This window comes from Haemophilus haemolyticus (genome assembly GCF_003352385.1).
Lineage (GTDB): Bacteria > Pseudomonadota > Gammaproteobacteria > Enterobacterales > Pasteurellaceae > Haemophilus > Haemophilus haemolyticus_I.
The window spans coordinates 1,266,551-1,287,302 of record NZ_CP031243.1 but is presented as its reverse complement, the minus strand read 5'-3'; the positions used below and the strand labels follow the sequence as shown (position 1 = coordinate 1,287,302).

General features: G+C 36.0%; 19 protein-coding genes. 1 reads left to right on the top strand and 18 read right to left on the bottom strand.

Annotated elements, in window-relative coordinates; translation table 11 throughout:
- Positions 1-76: 76 nt before the first annotated feature.
- The 7 genes from DV428_RS06365 to DV428_RS06340 all read right to left on the bottom strand — a co-directional run bounded on the left by DV428_RS06365 (position 77) and on the right by DV428_RS06340 (position 7,395).
- Positions 77-2,128 carry an AAA family ATPase gene (locus tag DV428_RS06365; RefSeq protein WP_114909097.1) on the bottom strand — a complete coding sequence of 684 codons (2,052 nt, stop codon included), beginning with the start codon at positions 2,126-2,128 and terminating at the stop codon, positions 77-79.
- 78 nt (positions 2,129-2,206) lie between these two features.
- A complete protein-coding gene (locus tag DV428_RS06360; RefSeq protein WP_114909096.1) occupies positions 2,207-4,216 on the bottom strand; it encodes a DUF262 domain-containing protein in 2,010 nt (669 codons plus the stop codon).
- Positions 4,203-5,168 (bottom strand): DUF7834 domain-containing protein, encoded by a 966-nt coding sequence (locus DV428_RS06355; RefSeq protein ID WP_239993704.1) that lies wholly within the window; start codon positions 5,166-5,168, stop codon positions 4,203-4,205. The genes DV428_RS06360 and DV428_RS06355 overlap by 14 nt, the downstream gene beginning before the upstream one ends.
- Before the next feature lie 71 nt (positions 5,169-5,239).
- Entirely contained in the window at positions 5,240-5,563 is a 324-nt protein-coding gene (locus tag DV428_RS09745; protein ID WP_239993696.1) for a DUF262 domain-containing protein, read from the bottom strand.
- Between the two features lie 37 nt (positions 5,564-5,600).
- On the bottom strand, positions 5,601-6,353 hold the full coding sequence (locus DV428_RS06350; protein ID WP_114909095.1) for a PP2C family protein-serine/threonine phosphatase: 753 nt from the start codon (positions 6,351-6,353) through the stop codon (positions 5,601-5,603).
- Entirely contained in the window at positions 6,353-7,198 is an 846-nt protein-coding gene (locus DV428_RS06345; RefSeq protein WP_114909094.1) for an SIR2 family NAD-dependent protein deacylase, read from the bottom strand. Before DV428_RS06345 ends, DV428_RS06350 begins: the two co-directional genes overlap by 1 nt.
- Complete coding sequence (locus DV428_RS06340; RefSeq protein ID WP_005637831.1) at positions 7,195-7,395, bottom strand: DNA translocase FtsK; 201 nt, start codon at positions 7,393-7,395, stop codon at positions 7,195-7,197. The genes DV428_RS06345 and DV428_RS06340 overlap by 4 nt, the downstream gene beginning before the upstream one ends.
- A 217-nt stretch (positions 7,396-7,612) precedes the next feature.
- On the opposite strand from DV428_RS06340, the gene DV428_RS06335 reads away from it, so the two are divergent.
- Positions 7,613-8,614, top strand: coding sequence for a virulence RhuM family protein/type II toxin-antitoxin system death-on-curing family toxin (locus DV428_RS06335; RefSeq protein ID WP_114909093.1), 1,002 nt, complete (start codon positions 7,613-7,615; stop codon positions 8,612-8,614).
- A 20-nt stretch (positions 8,615-8,634) separates the two neighbouring features.
- Here DV428_RS06335 and DV428_RS06330 read toward each other — a convergent pair whose 3' ends face one another.
- From DV428_RS06330 to DV428_RS06280, 11 genes are all read right to left on the bottom strand, one after another.
- A complete protein-coding gene (locus tag DV428_RS06330) occupies positions 8,635-9,351 on the bottom strand; it encodes a hypothetical protein (protein WP_114909092.1) in 717 nt (238 codons plus the stop codon).
- Positions 9,352-9,361: 10 nt separating this feature from the next.
- A complete protein-coding gene (locus DV428_RS06325) occupies positions 9,362-9,859 on the bottom strand; it encodes an opioid growth factor receptor-related protein (protein ID WP_114909091.1) in 498 nt (165 codons plus the stop codon).
- A gap of 112 nt (positions 9,860-9,971) precedes the next feature.
- Entirely contained in the window at positions 9,972-10,682 is a 711-nt protein-coding gene (locus tag DV428_RS06320) for an SIR2 family NAD-dependent protein deacylase (RefSeq protein ID WP_114909090.1), read from the bottom strand.
- A gap of 3 nt (positions 10,683-10,685) precedes the next feature.
- Complete coding sequence (locus DV428_RS06315) at positions 10,686-11,576, bottom strand: 5' nucleotidase, NT5C type (protein ID WP_114909089.1); 891 nt, start codon at positions 11,574-11,576, stop codon at positions 10,686-10,688.
- Between the two features lie 58 nt (positions 11,577-11,634).
- The gene (locus DV428_RS06310) at positions 11,635-12,588 is read right to left on the bottom strand and encodes a helix-turn-helix transcriptional regulator (protein ID WP_114909088.1); all 954 of its coding nucleotides are present in this window, start codon (positions 12,586-12,588) and stop codon (positions 11,635-11,637) included.
- Positions 12,589-12,653: 65 nt separating this feature from the next.
- On the bottom strand, positions 12,654-13,139 hold the full coding sequence (locus DV428_RS06305) for an NlpC/P60 family protein (protein WP_114909087.1): 486 nt from the start codon (positions 13,137-13,139) through the stop codon (positions 12,654-12,656).
- A 52-nt stretch (positions 13,140-13,191) separates the two neighbouring features.
- Positions 13,192-13,482, bottom strand: a complete 291-nt coding sequence (locus DV428_RS06300) for an integration host factor subunit alpha (RefSeq protein WP_114909086.1) — start codon at positions 13,480-13,482, stop codon at positions 13,192-13,194.
- A 1-nt stretch (position 13,483) separates the two neighbouring features.
- Entirely contained in the window at positions 13,484-15,871 is a 2,388-nt protein-coding gene (gene pheT / locus DV428_RS06295; protein ID WP_114909085.1) for a phenylalanine--tRNA ligase subunit beta, read from the bottom strand.
- Positions 15,872-15,904: 33 nt separating this feature from the next.
- A complete protein-coding gene (gene pheS, locus DV428_RS06290; protein WP_005640625.1) occupies positions 15,905-16,894 on the bottom strand; it encodes a phenylalanine--tRNA ligase subunit alpha in 990 nt (329 codons plus the stop codon).
- A gap of 339 nt (positions 16,895-17,233) precedes the next feature.
- The gene (locus DV428_RS06285) at positions 17,234-19,729 is read right to left on the bottom strand and encodes an autotransporter outer membrane beta-barrel domain-containing protein (protein ID WP_114909084.1); all 2,496 of its coding nucleotides are present in this window, start codon (positions 19,727-19,729) and stop codon (positions 17,234-17,236) included.
- Between the two features lie 308 nt (positions 19,730-20,037).
- Positions 20,038-20,718 (bottom strand): hypothetical protein, encoded by a 681-nt coding sequence (locus DV428_RS06280; protein ID WP_239989695.1) that lies wholly within the window; start codon positions 20,716-20,718, stop codon positions 20,038-20,040.
- Positions 20,719-20,752 lie beyond the last annotated feature (34 nt).

Genomic DNA, 20,752 nt, shown 5'->3' with positions numbered 1-20,752 from the left:
TTTTTATTTTCTGTCAGTTGAAAAACTAATAAAAAAATGCGGTCAAAAAAACATAAAAATTTTGACCGCACTTTGATTAGAATCCTATTCGTCTTGTTGTTGCAGAAAACACTGGTTTCACTTCACATTCACCTTGTAATGCGTTCAGCCAATCTTGCACCTTTTGAAAAGTGGAAAATTGGTGACGACGAGCCACTGCAGCAAAATCGCCTGGAGTCAGCAAATTAAGCGATTCAATTTGTGTAAAATCCTCTTCCGATAACAACGGCAATCCTAAAATTTCCGACTGTTGTTTAGCAAAATCTAAGCGTTGTTTGAGCGTTAAATAATCAAACTTCAATTTTAAATCAAAACGGCGTAAGGCTGCTGGATCGAGTACTTCAATTAAATTTGTTGATACCACCATCAAGCCCTCAAAGCGTTCAATTTGTGTCAACATCTCATTCACTTGAGAACGTTCCCAGCTTCGATTGGCGCCTTCTCGAGAAAATAAGAACGTATCCACTTCATCTAACACTAATAATGCGTTATCGGCTTTCGCTTGTTCAAAGGCTTGAGCAATATTTTGTTCTGTACCACCCACATAAGGATTAAGTAAATCTGAGCCTTGTCTTAGCAACAACGGCATATCCAACTGTTCCGCAAGCCATGCTGCCCAAGCTGTTTTCCCTGTTCCTGGCGGACCATAGCAACAAATTCGTCCTTTTTTCGACTGTTTTAACCCTTCACTAATACGATGAATATTGTCATTACAAGCCACATAATTCAAGTTGTAGTCGGCTTTGCCTAAAACAAGCGGTTCAATTTTCGGTTTATTTTGCGATTTTAACGTTTGATTAAACATCATGAGCAAAGTCTCAGCAAAATTTGATGTATTGAGTTCCTTTGCCACCCGAATTGTGCGGCTTAAAATCGCCGGCGTTAATGACCGCACTTTAGCAAAATGCTGCACATAGGCTGGACTTAATTTTCCCTCAGTCAGTTGCGTAATCAGTGCCGACTTATTTTTCAACGGTAAATCTGGCATTTCTAAAATAAGATCAAAGCGGCGTAAAAAAGCAGGATCTATGCCCGAAACAGAATTCGATAACCAAATCATCGGCACGTTATTGTTTTCCAATAACTGATTCATCCAAGCTTTATTTTTCTGCGCTACTGAACGTTCAAAAAAACCGGCACGAAAAACATCTTCTATTTCATCAAAAATCAATAACGAAGATTGCCCTTCTAACACCTTTTGCGCAAAGCGACATTTATTCAAACGATCTTCAGCGCTAATCACATCCCCATCTTCATCCATGTAGGTAATATTATTTACCGAAACGCTCAACACTTTCCCCAACAAAGTGGCCAACTCCGTTTTGCCTGTACCTGGCGCACCATAAATTAAAATATTCGCCCCCTTTCTATGAGTAGCAAATGAGGACTGAAGATAATCCAGCATCATTGTTTTCATCTCGTTTAAATAAGCAAAATCTTCTAAACTCAAACTAGGCTCAATAGCTGGTTTTGTACAAACTTTTAATAACACCTGTTCATTTAATGGTTCTGAGATGAATTCATCAAAATCTAACATTTTTCCCCAATCCAAATAGTCATGGAACCTATCTGGATTATAGTTTCGTTCAAGCAAGCCATAACCTAATAGTTTTCCCTTATCTTTTAAGGCAGAAATAATGTCCGATTTTGGCAAACCAAATAAATTTGATAATAACTCACTTACCCCTACCAAATTAGATTTTGGTAATGCCTCGCTCAATTTTTTCAACGGCTCATCTAAGCGTAGCTGAACCGATAAACGGAAAAGCGTCTGCTCAGTAGTATTCAATGATAATAATTGGGTCAGCGTATCAATATTTTGTTGAATAATTGGATTCTCGTTTACGCAAAGAGTGGTCAATTTTGGCAACGTTTTATTTCGTGCTTGTAATAATTTTTTTACTTTCGAACGAAAATCATCGCAATGCTCCATTTCACTCGGTAAACCTAAAGCCGCTGCAATATCGTCATAGTGCCAAACATTTTCATTAAAAACCTCTGCAAATCCTCGATATTCTAATAAAAGTTGCAACATTAATTTTTCGGTATAAGGGGAAACTGATGGTGGGTTAAGTTTGAATTTAGACATAATCATTACTCCAATAAAAAATGCTCAAACCTAATAGGTTTGAGCATAGTTTAAGAAGTATAGCGACAGATTGTGTCGTTAGGAATCTGCTTTGGATAAAGGTTGATTTAGAATTTCGATCATTTTTTCTCCATGTTCTTTTATCTCCCTTTCAGTCCACTCATTATAGTTCATCATGATAGCTTGTTTCAGACTATCGTATTCATTATTACGATAATGCTTTTTTTTCTCTTCAGGAGAAGAATTACCTAAGCTAGAATTTTTACTTTGAGAAAGTAGATACAAATTACCAAAATCATTTAATCCTGACTCTAATTCATCTCCAACACTAGGATGCTGTGGATAATGATGCTCTACTGAACTTCTAAAGGTAAATCTAAACTTTTTCCAAATAGCATCTTTAGTATTATCAGTTAACCACTCATCATTCTTTAACAAATTTTTTACTTTTTCATTAGGCAGTTCCCATAATTGATAATCTAGTCGATTAAATACAAAGTTAGGAACATTTACCCCTCTATCCCAATATTTTTTATATTCCGAACTTTCTTTACTTCCTAAGTTAAATTTAAATTCCACTTCTACTTTATCTAATATAATCTCTGTAATATCCTTCCCTTGACAGTTATTACCAAAATAGAATTTATCACAAAGATCTTTTAGAAAATTAACATAGTTACCGTAAGTTATATTATCCTTATTATTAAATAACCAACGTAATACAGCATACAACCAGTTTTTATAAATACGAGATGGGTTAGAAACATGGAACATTGAAAGTAACATCACGGCTTTTTTTGTAGGATCTGCATCATTAAGTGCTTCATCATCATTTTTATCTAAGCTATTGTCGACAGACACATTTTTATAAATACCAAATGCATTTTTATAGTAATAACCTGATTTTCCTTTAACTATTTTCCATAACGACCAGTTTTCATAATCAGTTCGAATCATATTAGATTTAATCACATATAAATCAAATAAATAACGACAAACCAATAATGTATAAATAAATATTCTAACTTTTTTAGGTTTTCCTTCAAACTTACCTTCAAATGATTTTAATAGTAACTTTTCATCTAATGACACATTGCATGGATCATTTTGGGTAGAATATTTACACTTATCAAATCTTTCTAAATAAATTCTTAAAACATGCATTAAGAAATTAGGAAAATCAATTACTGAAGTAAATTCGCCATCATATTTATCCTGTGATTGTTCTTCAATTTTTTCTATTTTTACCTTGGGATCATCAATAAGTTTTACGATACTATTTTCAGGTTCTTCAGAATTTTCAGGTTCTTCAGAATTTTCAGGTTCTTCAGAATTTTCATTCAAAATACTCTTAAAAAATCCACGTACTTTTCTCCAATCACCAGCTAAAATGACTTTTCTTAATTCAGAATCCAATCCCATCACAACATAACGACTCATATCTGAGCATGCATCCCAGATTTTTGCAAATAATGATTGCTCAATAGCTGTTGGCAACTCCTTCATCAAACGAGCTTTTAGAATTTCATGCTTTTCAAGCTGCTCTCCACGGGTATTCATAATTTCGAAATAATGGTTTAAATCTGTGCCTTCTGGCACTTCAGTTCGGATAATTTCAACGTTATCCAAAAGGAATTTTACAATTTCATCTTTATTATTCCCCCATCCATCAATTACTTTTTTAATTGTTTTTAATGCTTGTGAAAAATTACTTGGTAATTTTTCAGAATTAAGATTGGATAATGCTTGTTCAGATTCATCTCGATGTTCAAAACAAACATTTCTAAAAACTAATTTGTCAAGATGATGCATTATTAACGTAAGTGTTGTTAGTCTTTGCTGGCCATCAATCACTTCAAAATCATCATTTTCTCGGCGATAGACAACTAAGCTTCCAATATAATAATTTTTATCTTGTTCTTTATTTTTTTCACAAGTATTTTTTATATCTTGAAGTAATGAACTAACTTCATCGTCACCCCAAGCATAATTACGTTGGTAGATTGGAATAATATAGTTACATTTATTCTCATTATCAAATAAATCGGATACGGTTAATGTCTTTACATATTCTTTAGCGTTGCCCATTGTTCACTCCAAAAACTTCCCTTATTTTATTGTCTATGTTATTAAACTTATCTTCACGTATTGCTGAGGTATATCTCAGCACTTGTATTGGTGTAGAAGATTTCTCTATATGATTAAACAATCCATTTTTTGAGTGAGCCTCATCTTCTACAGTTTTGAAAGTAATACGCTGATATTCAAAACGAATTCGGTAAACCCATAAAAATGCTTTATTTATAAATTCATCTAAATGTACTTCACCAAACTTATCAAAATAGAATAACACTATGCATTCAAATAAATTTTTTAAATACTTATCCCCTACTCTATAACAATAATCTTGATTATTAAGAAAAGTATTTACGCCTTTTCCTATATCTTTATTGTTAATTTTTTTCACTTTATCAACAAGCCCACTTCCTTCTTTAAATAATTTTTCATAGATTTCAACATAATACTGAACATAATCAAAAAATTGCTCACCATTTATTAACGTTTGTATCGTTTGAAAACTTGTTCTCACAAATCTTGGATGATAAAACATAGGATTTTGTTGTGCTAATTTCTCTACAACCTTTGTTGCAAACAGAGGACTAAGATAAGGATAGTTAGTACTTTCTGATACGCCTTTAAATGTCTCTAGCTCGTCCGATGTAAAAACCTCTCCGCTTTCTTGATAGTGCCATCGGCGTAATCTAAAAAGAATATAGTTGATAATTTTATCTAAATTATTGATTTCTTGAGAAAGTGCAGATTTCTCCCAACGTTCAACACAATGATGAATAATCTCTTTGGGTTTATCATTCATTTCTCTTAAATGATACGCTTTAAGCAAATCATAAGACTCTAAAGGCTTCCCTTTTGAATTTTGCGAGTCAAAAAATTGGAAGGCTTCGTCTAAATCATCTAATTCAACATAAACCATCTCACAAGTTTCTAAAATATAGTTTTTAAATTCTTCCTTATGGGAAATAGAATAATTTTTAATAAAATTATAATTATTAATTATATTACTCTTGCTAAGAGTATGTGCTACACTCTCATCTAATAAAGCCTTATCCGTGAATTTTTTTCATTATTCAAATAATAAAGTAATAATGAAAGCGTAATTAAACGTTGCTGACCATCAACAATATCTAACTTTTCTTCAATTTTTTTAGTTTCTTTGTTTTCTTCATTATATTTATGTATTACCACTGTTCCAATTCGATAAACTTGTTGTTGATTACGGAAATGCGTCAGTAAATCATCAAGTAATTGTTGAACGTGCTTTATTGTCCATTTATATGGTCTTTGATAATCTGGAATACTCAAATTTAATTTTAATACATCATCAATCTTGAGTATTTTTGCTTTTTCTTCGCTCATAATAATTAAGGTTCCTTAGAATATTTCTAAACATAAATCAAAACATACAAATTATAACCGATAAATCATCATAAAACCCTTGTCTCGCAATTAATTTACGACACACCGTCAATCTTGATTTATCATTATCATATTGTTTCCAAATCTTTTCTCTTACTTCAGCAGAAAGTCCATCTGTTAATCCATCAGAACACAGTAATAAACTTTCCCCTTGTTGAATTTCAATTTCTTGATAAAAAATTTTATCTTGGAATTCGGAATAATCGGCGACTAAACAAGAAGAAACGCCGCCATAAATCGTGGCAAAATCTTCTTCTTTTTTATCGGGAAAATCAGCCAACAATTCAGAAAGAATAGAATGATCTTGGGTAATCTGTTGCCATTTACCCTGAGCATCAATTAAATAAGCACGGCTATCGCCTACGCTGAGAATTTTGGCTTTACGAGTTATTTGGTCAATCTCAGCTGCCACAAACGTGGTTGCTGAGCCAAAATAATCCTCTGCCAATTCTGCTGATAAACTGGGTTGTAAATCGTAGATCGTTTGACGGTTTATGCTTTCCATTTGGCTTAGTAATTGCATTGCCAACTTGCTCGCTTTTTCAGGTCGATTGCTATTGGAAATACCATCTGCCACGCCCACAATAAAGTGCGGTCGGGTTTCAAGGCGTTTTTCAGCCGTTTTGAGTTTATATTGAAACACAGTCTCGCCATTAAAAAGGGCATCTTGGTTGTGTCGCTTGTTGCTGCCAATTTGTTGGCAAAAGGTAATTTCGCAAAAATTTTCCATTATTCAACCGCTTGTTGAGAAGGATTTAGAAGACAATCAATCGCTTTTAGCGCATCTAACGCCTTCATTTCTAGACTTAAAAAGTGCATTTTCGGCACGCCTGCATCTTGTGGGTTAATACGGATAAATCCCCCTTTTTTTGCTTTCGCCGTACGTTCAGAAAAGCGACGCACAGTTGGAATGGCTTTCCCCGCTCCCAGTTCAATGACGACGAGATTTTGCACTTCTTTTAACCACGATTCTAACCGCACTTTTTTAAAATCCTGATATTGACTTGCATAACTCCAATCATTAAACATTAGTACATTTTGACGAGCAAAGCCCCCACAATAAGGACAATGTGGTTTTTCACTGGTTAAACATAAGTTTTCATTATCCACGACAGGTTGAAAACTTGATGCAGACCAACTTAATCCTCGACAATTATTGACACACTGAAGACGCTCCAAAGTACCGTGTACTTCATAAACATGGCTATCATCAAAACCAGCCTTTTGAAAATGCCCATCAACATTACTGGTAAAAACAAAATATCCATGAGGTTTATCTCCCGCCCAGCGTTTTAAAATCTGATACCCTTCGTGAGGAAGAGTATTTCGGTATTGAACTAATCGATGTCCATAAAACCAATAGGCAAGTTCCTGATTATGCTTATAAGCTAGTGGCGTCACGATGTCTTCAAAAGATATATTATGTTCTTTAAACATAGGATAAGCATTCCAAAATCCGCCAACGCTGCGAAAATCGGGCAACCCAGAATCCACGCTCATACCCGCACCAGCTGTAATTAAAATACCATCCGCTTTGCGAATAAGCTCCACTGCATAATTCAAATCATTTTTCATAATACTTTTCTCTGTCCATTTTTCATTGATGAAATAATACCCGCTTGTTCCAACTGTTCTAAAATTTGTCCAGCTCGATTAAAACCTAACATAAATCTGCGTTGAATCATCGAACAAGATGCAACTTTTTGTTGTTGCACAAATTTTTTTACATCCTCAAAAAGTGGATCTCTTGCCATAATTACTTTCATTGCCATTATTTGCTCCTTTTATTAATTAAAGGCTTGATAGATATGTAAGAAGTAAAAAATCTCCCTTTATGGAAAAATTATATGAAAGGAAGCGACAACTTGTGTCGTTTGAGAATATTGAAAGTGGTTATTTTTAGAAGATTTTTTGCAAATAAGATTATCTGTATTGCAATATGCATATTTATCTGGTTATATATACATGCAAATTATTAAGGAAAATAATATGAATAACCAAAACCCGATTGAAATTTACCAAGCTCAAGATGGCACAACGCAAGTGGAAGTGAGATTTGAAAATGACACCGTTTGGCTTTCCCAAGCGCAGATGGCCATGTTATTTGATAAAGATATTCGCACCATCAATGAGCACATTACCAATATATTTGATGATGAAGAACTTGAGAAAGAATCAACTATCCGGAAATTCCGGATAGTTCGCCAAGAAGGTAAACGCCAAGTCAATCGTGAAATTGAGCATTATGATTTAGATATGATTATCTCTGTTGGTTATAGAGTAAAATCTAAACAAGGCATTAGTTTCCGCCGTTGGGCAACTGCACGTTTAAAAGAATATCTGACTCAAGGCTATACTATTAACCAAAAACGTTTACAGCAAAATGCTCACGAATTAGAACAAGCACTTGCGCTTATTCAAAAAACGGCAAATTCATCGGAATTAACGCTAGAAAGTGGTCGTGGATTAGTGGATATTGTCAGCCGTTATACACATACGTTTTTATGGCTACAACAATATGATGAAGGTTTACTTACCGAACCACAAACACAGCAAGGCGGTACATTACCGACTTATGCAGAGGCTTGTTCTGCACTAGCAGAGTTAAAATTACAGCTAATGGAAAAAGGTGAAGCAAGTGATCTGTTTGGACGTGAACGAGATAAAGGCTTATCTGCGATTCTAGGTAATTTAGATCAAAGTGTATTTGGTGAACCTGCTTATCCAAGCATCGAAGCAAAAGCGGCGCATTTACTTTATTTTGTCGTCAAGAACCATCCTTTTTCAGATGGTAATAAACGTAGCGGTGCATTTTTATTTGTGGATTTCTTACATAGAAATGGGCGTTTGTTTGATCATAATGGGCATCCAGTTATCAATGATACGGGGCTTGCAGCGCTCACTTTATTAGTTGCAGAATCTGATCCGAAACAAAAAGAAACGCTTATTAGGCTTATTATGCACATGCTTAAATATAAGCAAGATAAGTAATGATAAACTTAATAAAAAAATTATTTACATAATTCTTTTACTGACTCTACTAATGCTTCCATTTTGTCGTAAGAATTAATGCCACTTGGGCCACCAAAAAATGGGCAAACACAAATTAAAGTATCATTGTACTTGCGATAGAAGATATTAAATTCTTTCAACGCTTTAGTTTCATATACGGCTTCTCCAGTAAAAAACTTAAAGAAGTTATCTTTTTCTGTGACTCCCGTACAAATAATCACTTTAGGATTACATTCATCTATAAGTTGACGATAAAAAGCACCACGATTTTCAACACACCATTCTCTATATTCATCGAATGTTTCAAATCCTGTCATCTTAATGAATTGTTCATTCCATTGAATTGATGCTCTATTTTTGAAATTGATTGGTAACATATTTAGTTTAAAACCAATACCCTGTGGATAAAGCACATTATAAGTACTAACAAAATACTCATAGCTTTCACCACTTTTCCAATCTAAATTATAGTAATACCACAAAAACCAACATAATTTTTGATTATATTGCGTAGTCCAACTACCATCAAAATCGTCCTCTAACCAAGAGTGCGGTATTAATTTAGGGCTTAAACTAAATTTCTTATAAAAATCATCAGGAGAAGCTTCATCACCAATCCCCCATTCTAACCCACAAAACCAAACATCTGAGTTAGGATTTCCGCCATCTCCTCCAGCGAAGGATACTGCCACTTTTTTAAAATCTTCTGTTACCATCATTTTATCCTTATTGTTTAAGTAGATTTGCCCAAATTTCCATTGTTTCTTCTTGAATTCCGCCTTTTTCTTGACCTAATTTTATTGCCAGTTGCTGTAAACTTTTAGCCAACTCAGGATGACCGCAATAATTTAAACTACGAATGATGCGGGAAATCTTCTTACTTTCATGCCCGATATTACGTAGCCAAACTTTACGTTCACTCAATTCTGTTTTTGGGAATATTTTATTATCTTCACGATATAAACAGAAGTAATCCAGAATAATATCAATAGAATGTAAATATTTATTTTGAATTACTTCATCTCCAATAAAAATAGCTAGATCTTCTTCGTTAAAAACCGGTACTGAACGATTCCATTTGGAACTTTCAGTAACAGGTAAAAGCCAAGGAATATAAAAATAAGCATCGCCAATCATTCTTTTGGGCATCGCCCAAACATCTTGCAAAGATAAATTATATTGGTTTTTTCTTTGCTCTAAATAAAATTCAATTACGGGGTGCATACATTTCTCGTTAATTCATAAACAATAAAATAGCACAGCATAGCAACAATTCGTGTCGTTAAAAAATAACAACATAAAAGTCGCTATTTGTTTAAAAAGTGCGGTCATTTTTCTATGTGTTTTTAACGTTCTCCAATAACTCAGCGACCACTTTCGGAACGCCCTCACCCGCTTTTTCTTTTATTGCGATAACTTGCTTACGAACAAATCCTGTATTGGGATTAGGATCGATCAAATAGATAAGTGAACCGTATGGAGCTAGATTTACCAATTCATTAGCTGGATAAACTTGTAATGAAGTGCCAATAACAATCACAATATCTGCCTTTTTCACTAACTTTTCTGCTTTAGGAAACATGGGTACATTTTCCCCAAAAAAGACTATATGTGGACGCATTGGATGACCGTGATTATCCTTATCCTCTAGTAGTTGATCACCCAAACATGGAACAATGTAATCGGTATTAAAACTGCTGCGAGCTTTATTCAATTCTCCATGTAAATGGAGTACGTTAGTACTTCCCGCTCTCTCATGTAAATCATCCACATTTTGAGTGATTATATGAACTTCATAAAATTCTTCCAGTTCAACTAAAGCCAAGTGTGCTGCATTAGTCTCTGCAGCTTGAGCATTACGACGTCGTTCATTATAAAACTCTAATACTTTTGCACGGTTTTTCTTTAAGGCTTCGGGCGTACAAACTTCTTCTATTTTATGCCCTGCCCACAATCCATCTTCAGCTCTAAAAGTAGGAATACCACTTTCAGCACTAATGCCAGCACCGGTTAATACTACGCAAATTGGTTTCTTTTCCAAAATCATTTTTCAGGCTCCTTTTTGTCCTAAAATTTCATCAATCTGTCTATCTCTCGCCATCATGCCAAATATATTCCCTGCTTTATAAAGCGGTTGATAAGTATAGGTTTCAATGTGCAAGAATGGCTTATCTGAAAGGCGTTGGAAATATTGCTTTAGCTGTGATTTTGAGCGTAATAACACTTCATATTCCGCTTGAATATGAGCGCACATGGCATCAATACGCAATTTAAATTCATCACTGTGATAAGGGCTGATAATTAAATAGACAGTTTTCTGTTCGGTTGTTGTTTCATCCGCATAAACACATGCCAAATTAAACACTTGCCATTTATAGCGATCTGCAAAAGCACCAATGACTCGGCTTTGCTCCTCATTTTCAACTTGCACAAGGGCGGCTGGCTTCTTCAAACAATCTTGCAAAATATCACTTGGTGTAAAAGTCCCGCAGCCTAAGTAAGATAATACACAATTCCAATTAGCAAACTGTTCTGTACCAAAATGAACATGTTCGCCTTGAAATTTGCCATCACCATTTTTAGTGCGATCATCAATTAAATAATCGCCTTGGTTAAGATTTTTATGATGGGATAAAATCAATCGTTTGTATAAGGCTGAACCTTTTTCTTCACCGAAATAATGTTGAATCCATTTTACTTTATCACTCCAAGCGGAAGGATTATGCCAAGGCGCAGTAGAAAGCACATAAATATGATATTTCTTCATCAATTTATGAACGGCAGAAATCGCGTTTGGCATTGGTTCCATTAAGCTAAAAATGCCCTCGACTTCATCATATCGACCTTCATATTCTCGCTTGGTTTTATCATCTAGTTTTGCAATACCTGATGGAAAATCTACCATCACATTATCCATATCAATGTACACAATCTGTTTCATTTGAATGTCCTCTCTTCAGATAGATTTATCATAAAGCGCAAAGCGACAATTTATGTCGTTATACTGTTTCTTCTAAATATACACGCTCAATTTCTTGATAATATTCACCAAAGTGAGCTATCCACCACTCCAGCATTTGACTTTCGATCACCGTTGCTGAAATTTCATAATCATCCCCAGAATCTTTTACTGTTTGATCTGTTGATAGTGGTGTTTCTGTTAAAAATCCACCAATATCTTTATTAATGCGGAAAGTTAATCGAATTTTTCGACCATAGGTAAAACCAAACTTTTGGCTTTCTACATAAGATTTCAAATTGAAATTAGGGCGTTCAAATATCATTGTACTCACTGTTACCTTAAGCAAACGATGCAAAGCCAAGTGTAAAATATCGCCATTCTCATATTGTGCGACTAAATAGCTACTTGGCCCTTGTTGTACCAAAGCCAATGGCTTGACCTGTGCCTTATGTTCTTTACCGTGAATACTCCGATAATGCACCTGTAAAAATCGATTTTGATAAAGTGCGGTACTAATTTGAGAAAAAATTTCTGGATTGATTTTGGCAGGTAATAACGGCTGACTAGTTGGCGCAATAGCAACTTTATTAAGCCATTCTGCCCCTGATTTTTTATGGCTGTCATAAACCAAATTATATTCGGCCTGTTGAAAGAACGCCTCCATTGAGCTCATAATACTAGAAGGCAAAATGCCATTGAGATATTGTTTAGCAAGCATAAGCACAAGTGATTGCTGTTCATTTAGAATCGGTAAATCCAAGCCTTTAGCATTTGATTTCCATCGGTAGCCATAAGGTTTATCACGCATATCACGTTCAATTTCAAACTGTTGAGATAAGCTTTCTAGCTGGCGTTGGATTGAACGAATATCACGTTGAACGCCAATATCAGCAAGTTTTTGTAAGATTTCTTCTGCAGTGATAAAACGTGTTTTTGGAATAAGGCGTAAAATTTCAAGTTGAATTTGAAGTGCGGTTAAGTTTGAGGACATTTTATCTCCCAAATTTGAAAAAAATCATGATAAAAAAATGCTGGAAAATTCCAGCATTATACTTTCTAAATTCGTCTGACTTGCCAGAAGGCTTTCGACCAATAAGGGTTATTCATTGAAGAATAAACAACGCCCCCTCTGGTGGAAGCATGAAGGAATTTGTCTTCTTTTACATAAATTCCTACATGATAACCATTAGGACCTCGGCCAGTTTTAAAGAAAATTAAATCACCCGTTTGAATATCTTCTTTGCGGACATGTTTACCATAATTGGCTTGTTCTATTGTACTTCTTGGCAAACGAAGATTAAAACGATCGAAGAAAGTTTTCTGCACAAAACCGGAACAATCTATGCCACGACGAGAAACACCGCCGAGCACATAAGGTGTACCTGCCCATTCATGTTGTTGTTCGCTCAACATGGCTATGGCCATAATAGGATCGCCGATTTGACCTTTATAGTTCATCGCATAATCATCATTTTGAAAACTAGAACAAGCGAATAAAAACAACGAAGCAGTAGCGATTAAAAATGATTTATATACTTTCATACCTTTTCATATGAAAAGTGCGGTAGAAATTCACCGCACTTTTTGTTGCTTACTATTTAGTTTTTTCCACACGAGCACGTAACTTTTGCCCTGGTTTAAATGTCACCACCCGGCGCGCAGAAACTGGCACAACATCACCTGTTTTTGGGTTACGCCCTGGGCGAGATGACTTATCTCGTAGTTCAAAATTACCAAATCCTGATAATTTCACATCATGACCAGATTCTAGCGATGAACGAATCTCTTCTAAAAAGTTCTCCACCACATTTTTAGTATCGTGTTTAGATAACTGATATTTATCACTTAAATATTGAATAATATCAATTTTGGTTATCGTAGCCATATTAATCCCTTAATTCAGCATTAAAGCGTTGTTTTACCTCCGCTAATACTGCTGAAATCACTGCATTAATTTCTTCATCTTCAAGTGTTTTTTCATTATCTTGGACAGTCAAGCTAATCGCTAAACTCTTATAGCCTTCAGAGACGCCCACACCTTGATATACATCGAACAAATTCACTTGCACCAATTTTTCACCGCCAGCTTGTTTACAGGCTGCGATTAATTCCCCTGCTGGTACTCTATCCGCGACAACTAAAGCTAAATCACGACGGTTTGCTGGGAATTTAGAAATTTCTTTTGCTTGCACCACATTACGTGCCGCAATTGCATTCCAAAGAATTTCAAATACAAAAGTTTTGCCATTTAAGCCAAGTTTTTGGCTAATAGATGGGTGAATTGAACCAATAAAACCAATTTCTTGACCATCTAATTCAATAGCGGCAGATTGTCCAGGGTGTAATGCATCAAATTGTTTTGCAACAAAACGAACTCTATTACCACCTTCTGTTAAAGAAAGTACTGATTCTAAATCACCTTTAAGATCAAAGAAATCAACAGACTCTGCTTTACCAGCCCAATGTTCCGATTTTGCCGTTCCAGTAATCACCGCACTTAAAACAAATTCTTGACGCACACCAAATTCCGCATTGACATCTGGCACAAAACGCAATCCAGTTTCAAATAAACGAACACGAGATTGTTGGCGATTTTGGTTATAAAGTACAGCACCTAACAAACCACTCATTAAAGACACGCGCATTGCTGACATTTCCACAGAAATTGGGTTTGGCAATACAAGTGCTTCTTGCTGTGGATGTAATAAACTTTGAATTTTTGGATCCACAAAGCTATAAGTAATGGCTTCTTGATAATCTGCATCCACAAGTGCGGTCTTAATTCGAGCTAAATCTAAATCAGATTCTTTATGCTCACGCATGCGGAGATGCGCTAATGGCACATTGTTTGGAATGCTGTTATAGCCATAAATACGCGCCACTTCCTCAATTAAATCTTCTTCGATTTCAATATCAAAACGCCAGCTTGCAGAAGTTACCGTCCAAATATCATTTGCATAAGTAACATCGAAACCAAGACGATAGAAAATTTCTGTTACGCTTTCTGTTTCAATATGATGACCTAAAAGTGCATCTAATTTACTACGGCGAAGTTGAACTGTATTGACTTTAGGAAGATGAGTTTCACTGCTTGCTTCACAAATCTCACCCGCTTCACCACCACAGATTTCAAGCAGTAATGAGGTTGCTCGTTCCATGGCTTTACGGGCTAATTCAAAATCCACACCACGTTCAAAACGGTGTGATGCATCCGTATGTAAACCATATTGTCTTGCTCGCCCTGCAATCGCTAATGGAGCGAAAAATGCGGATTCTAAAATCACATCTTTCGTTTCACTATTCACGCCACTTGCAGCACCACCAAAAATCCCAGCCATTGCTAAAGGCCCATTTTGGTCGGCGATTAATAAAGTATTAGATTGAAGTTTTGCCGTTGAACCATCTAATAATACTAATTCTTCACCCTCTTTCGCTAAGCGAACTTGAACCGGTTGTGCAACTTTAGCCGCATCAAACGCATGCATTGGCTGACCAAGCTCAAGCAAAATATAGTTAGTAATATCAACAATAGGATCAATAGAACGAATGCCACAACGACGCAATTTTTCTTGCATCCACATTGGCGATTGCGCCTTCACATTAACGTTTTTCACCACACGTAATAAATAACGTGGGCACGCTTCTGGCGCTTGTAAATCAATTTGAACTTTATCAGAAATTGTTGCTGGCACCGCTTCAAAGTGCGGTTGATTTACCGGCTGTTTATTTACCACGCCAATTTCACGCGCAATACCCGCAATGCTCAAACAATCCGCACGGTTTGGCGTTAAGCTAATTTCGATGGCATTATCATTTAAACCTAAATATTCACGTAAATCAGTACCGATTGGTGCATCAAGTGGCAATTCAATAATACCATCCGTTTCAACATCAATACCTAATTCAGAAAATGAACAAAGCATCCCTTCTGATGGTTGACCACGTAATTTCGTTTTCTTAATTTTGAAATCGCCAGGTAATACAGCACCTTCTGTTGCGCAAGCCACTTTTAAGCCTTGACGACAATTTGGTGCGCCACACACGATATCCAATAAACGATCACCGCCTACGTTCACTTTAGTTACACGTAATTTATCTGCATCTGGATGTTGTGCACATTCCACCACTTCACCCACAACGACACCATTAAATGTACCCGCAACGGCTTCTACACCATCCACTTCTAAGCCAAGCATGGTAATTTGCTCGCATAATTGCTCGGTTGAAACGGATGGATTCACCCATTCTCTTACCCACTGTTCACTAAATTTCATTTGTTGTTATCCTTTTAATTCAAATCCGAGAAATTACTTAAATTGTTTTAAGAAACGTAAGTCATTTTCAAAGAACGAACGTAAATCTGTTACGTTATAACGTAACATTGTTAAACGCTCAACGCCCATTCCCACTGCAAAACCAGAATATTCATTTGGATCAATACCAACGTTACGCAACACATTTGGGTGCACCATACCGCAGCCCAACACTTCTAACCATTTACCGTTTTTACCCATCACATCCACTTCGGCTGAAGGTTCGGTGAATGGGAAATAAGATGGACGAAAACGAACTTGTAAATCTTCTTCAAAGAAAGCGCGTAAGAAATCGTGTAATAAGCCTTTCAATTCTGTAAAATTTGCTTTTTTATCCACATAAAGCAATTCAATTTGGTGGAACATTGGCGTGTGCGTTTGATCGTAGTCATTACGATATACACGTCCTGGAGCCATAATGCGAATTGGTGGCTGCATTTTTTCCATAGTACGAATTTGCACGCCAGAAGTTTGAGTGCGAAGTAATAATTCTGGATTAAACCAAAAAGTATCGTGATCGGCACGCGCGGGGTGATGTTTAGGAATATTTAAAGCATCGAAGTTGTAATAATCACTTTCAATTTCAGGACCATTTTCAACTGAAAAGCCAAGTTCTGAGAAAAATTTTGTTACACGATTAATCGTCATGGTAACTGGGTGTAAGCCACCTGTTTCAACTTTGCGACCAGGTAAACTGACATCTACACGTTCTTTTTCTAATTTTGCGTTAAGTTCAGCCTGTTCCCACTCCGCTTTTTTTGCATTTAAAAATTCTAACGCAGCTTGTTTTGCTTCGTTAATTTTTGCACCCATAGCCGGACGTTCTTCTGCTGACACATTACGCAATTCTTGCATTAATTGAGTAAAATGCCCTTTCTTACCAAAATATTCGACACGGATTTCATCCAAAGCCGTTAAACTTTTATCCTGAATGGATTCAATCGCTAATTTCGCTTTCTCAACAAGCTCGTTCAGATGTTGCATAGTTTCCCCTGCTTCTCTTTTCTCTATAAAATAAAAAACCGAGTAATGATAATACCAAGTACTTAAAAAGTAAAAGAATAATATGAAAAATCATTGGTTTATCGCAGTAACCGAGCAAATGTTGCCCTGAGGAAATTTTGCTTTTGATTATACCTTCTAGGATCTGCTAAGTCATTGAAAAAAGCAAAAGCTATTCATACTTCCTCAAAATACAGTATTAGGTGGAATTAATGGGAGCTTGCCCTAGATTTCTGATAAGGAGGAATGGAAAAAAGCGGTGAATTTCACCGCTTAGATTACAAGATTGTGACGATTTACTCGGGTTTTTAGCTCGAATGATTAAAACTCAAATTTCAAGCCCATTTGACCTTGTTTATTTTTGTCACGATGTTTGCCTGATTGCGTAGCGAATGAAGCCCAAAGTTTAACCTTATCTTCCAGTTTAACATCGGCACCCATTTCAAACTCAAACGCTTTCTTATTATTATCAATCAATCGTTTTTCGCCGTCCATTGATACGCCAAAACCTTTGTTTTGGTAGAGGCTATTTATCGCCACAAAAGGCGCAACTTCGATATGATTCATAAATTTAGCGTCTAAATACGCTTTAATTCCAGCCCGACTTTGTAAATTATCTTGTCCGAGTGGTTTTATTTGCGTACCGTTTTGCTCGACATGCTGACCTTTTACTGCCATATAGCGCGTTTGCAATTGAGGCTGAATATAAACGCGATATTGGTTACCGTTTGTCGCAGTTTTATCTAATACTAAGAAATTATAACCTGCTTCAATGGAGGCAGTGAGACCGCGGCTACCATATTCTTCGCGGAATTTATTGCCCGAAACACGGTTTTTAAACCAATTGTAGTTTAACCAGCTATCGACATAAGCACCCGTGTGGTTTTCATTATTTTGATACCAAGTGCCATATACACCAAGACTATAACCTTTCACTTGACCGTTTGCCACGATATCGGTTTCATGATTAACTGCCGTTGATTGATATTTGGCATAGCCTGCCATTAATCCCGCTAACACATTGCCGTGAGGCGTTTGTTTGTGGTAGAGATTGCCACCAAGTTGCACACCATTCCGCGCGCCTTGAAGCGTACTTTCTCCACCGATGAGTTGTTGGTCATGGGTTGAGCGAATTGTACGAAGCCAGACTGCTTGGCTTTTACTAGGTTGCATAAATACATTGCCGAGACGGTCATGTAAACGCAGAGTAAACATGTTATTTGCTGCCTCTGAATTTGCCGCATAAACCACACTTTCTGTACGTGGTTTTACGTAAGTACACCACCCTGTTGGGCATTTACGCAATACTAATTCCTCAACGCCTTTTAAGTGGCGACGATAGAAAGTGGCATGGGCATCATTGTTTTGAGGGATATTAATAAGTTGTTTGCCATTTGCTTTTTTAAAGGAGCCATCGCCCACATCATAGATTTCAACTTCAAAATTCCCCTCCCAGCCTTTTTGAAATGTAAGGGTGTTTTTGGCTAGATTAACATCATCCGTGCTTAAATCTGCATAAAGCCCAAATATTCCATTGCCACTGACTTTATCTATAACTTTTAATCCTGCTCCTTTTTCTGCAAAGTAAACTTTACCCTCATTTAAGATTATTTTTTTTACTGAATTTTGTCCTATACTCCCCTTGACTTCCCATTCTGAGTGAGATTCTAAGCGAAAACTAAAATTCGGAATTATATTTGCAATATGAGATATACTACCAGAAAATTTACTCTTATTTTTACCGATAAATCCATAATTTTTTGGATGTGAATTACTACGATTTATATATTTGGCTTTATCTGTCATTTTAGTATTGTTTAGCTCAATCACCCTTTCGAAATCTTTTAGGGGAACTGCATCAACAACATTAGATTCGTCCTCTAACAGGGATTCGGTATCAATAATAGAGTCATTGATAGTTACTTTAGATGGCCGCGTGTTGTTCTGAAGAGTATCGTTGCGTGTGCCTGCAGTCCATAGAAAAGATGACATAATAGCAGAACCATTTCCTCTCATAATTGAGCGATTAATATTTATGTCTGTATTATATTCATTCACCCGAACAATAGTCGGATGTGTTTTTGAGGAGTTATTTTCTAGTACTGAATCGTTAATAGTAAGCCGACCCCTCGTTTCATTTGTTAAACTATCGGAACCAGTAAGTAAGATAAGCGAAAGAGCTTCAGGAGAAATTAGCTTTGCATTGTTAATCGTAAAATCAAGTTTACCTACTCCGTGAAACACGGTCTTACGTCCTCCTATATAGGTTCCTCCATTAATTTCACCTTTAACAACTCGAATCACTCCGCCTTCTTTACTTTCAAGGACATGATCTTTATCGTTTTTAATAAAAACGCTTACTTTTTCTTTATTCTTATAATCAATTAATTGACCTTTTGATGTAATAGATACGTTGTTTAAGTGTAGCTCATGAGATTCATCACTCGTTGCTGAGAAGATAGCCTTAGTTTTGTCTTGTTCTTCACTAGTTAAGTGATAGTTTTCAATTTTAACGATGGATTTATTATCACCGAAAATCACTTGATCTGAACCATCAGCAAAGTTGATACGACCGGGTGCTGTTTTTTCTGCCTTTAATTCCAGCGTACCCCCATTTAAGCGGGCTAAATGCTCATTTGCGCCTAAATCTATATCAGACGCGCCATTAACAACCGCTGATTTTCCACTTTCTATCTTGAAAAGCGGATCATCTGCGTTATCTTGTCTTGATTTATGAATTGCCGCGTGCTCACCTTCAGTAATTTGAGGGATTTGCGATGCGAAAGAATAATTGGGGGATATTGCAAGAAAAGCCATTGCAACGGGTGAAAGTTTAATTAAAATTTGCTTGCTTGCTTGCTTGCTTGCTTGCTTGCTTGCTTGCTTGCTTGCTTGCTTGCTTGTCAAATTGTCTCATTTTTTCTTCTTTTGTCTAGTGTTAAAAGGGACTTAATTCTAATCCTATTTTACACGGAATGCAAATACTTATGACTGCCGGTAAAGGGGTAATCTGTACATAAGCATTTCTTTTTTGTTTAGATTAATTTTGACATGCCTATTCTAAGTGAGAATCTCTCACTTTTTATTATAATTTGTCAGATTAGATCTGATCTTCTACATAAGCTCTATAACCAACAAAATCGTTCATTCACAAAATTTTCCGACCGCTCTTTTTGCCATTTTTCTTTATTTTTTGGATTAGCAAAAAAACGTGCTTGTTCCTGTAAACGTTGAACTAATTTTTCTTCTGCTTCTTTTAACGCTTTTTGACGATCTGCAAATTTTGCGGGTAATGCTGGTAAGAAAATGACTTCATAAGGATGTGTAATTGTCCATTTCACCGCATTTTCGGCTGCAAGACTCTGTTTATCAAAATTGCAAAACGCATAAGCATTAACAAACTGCTCTACAACATGACTGAACCCTGTATTATCCTGCACCGTTTGTTTTGGTAGATCCAACACATAAAGTGCGGTGATCAAGCGATTTTGCCCACGATAAAACCAAGTAACAGCTTCATCTCTTAAGCCAAAATCGTAAGCCCGAGCGGCTAACGTGAACATCGTAATTGGTGAAATACGAGCCGGATTTTCTTCTACAAATTTCACCGCACTTTCATAACCTTTTATCGTATTTTCACGTAGCATAGGATCAATTTCTTTATGTACAAATACATTTCCTGCTTTTCCATTTTCCGCAGAATAATAAGGTTTGATATAAACATCCACCGTCTTCACTGGTTCTTTGCTAATAGAACTACAAGCCGTAATAAAAAGTGCGATTATAAAACACAGTATTTTTAACATATGGATTTTCCTTATATAATGCCCAGCAAATTTC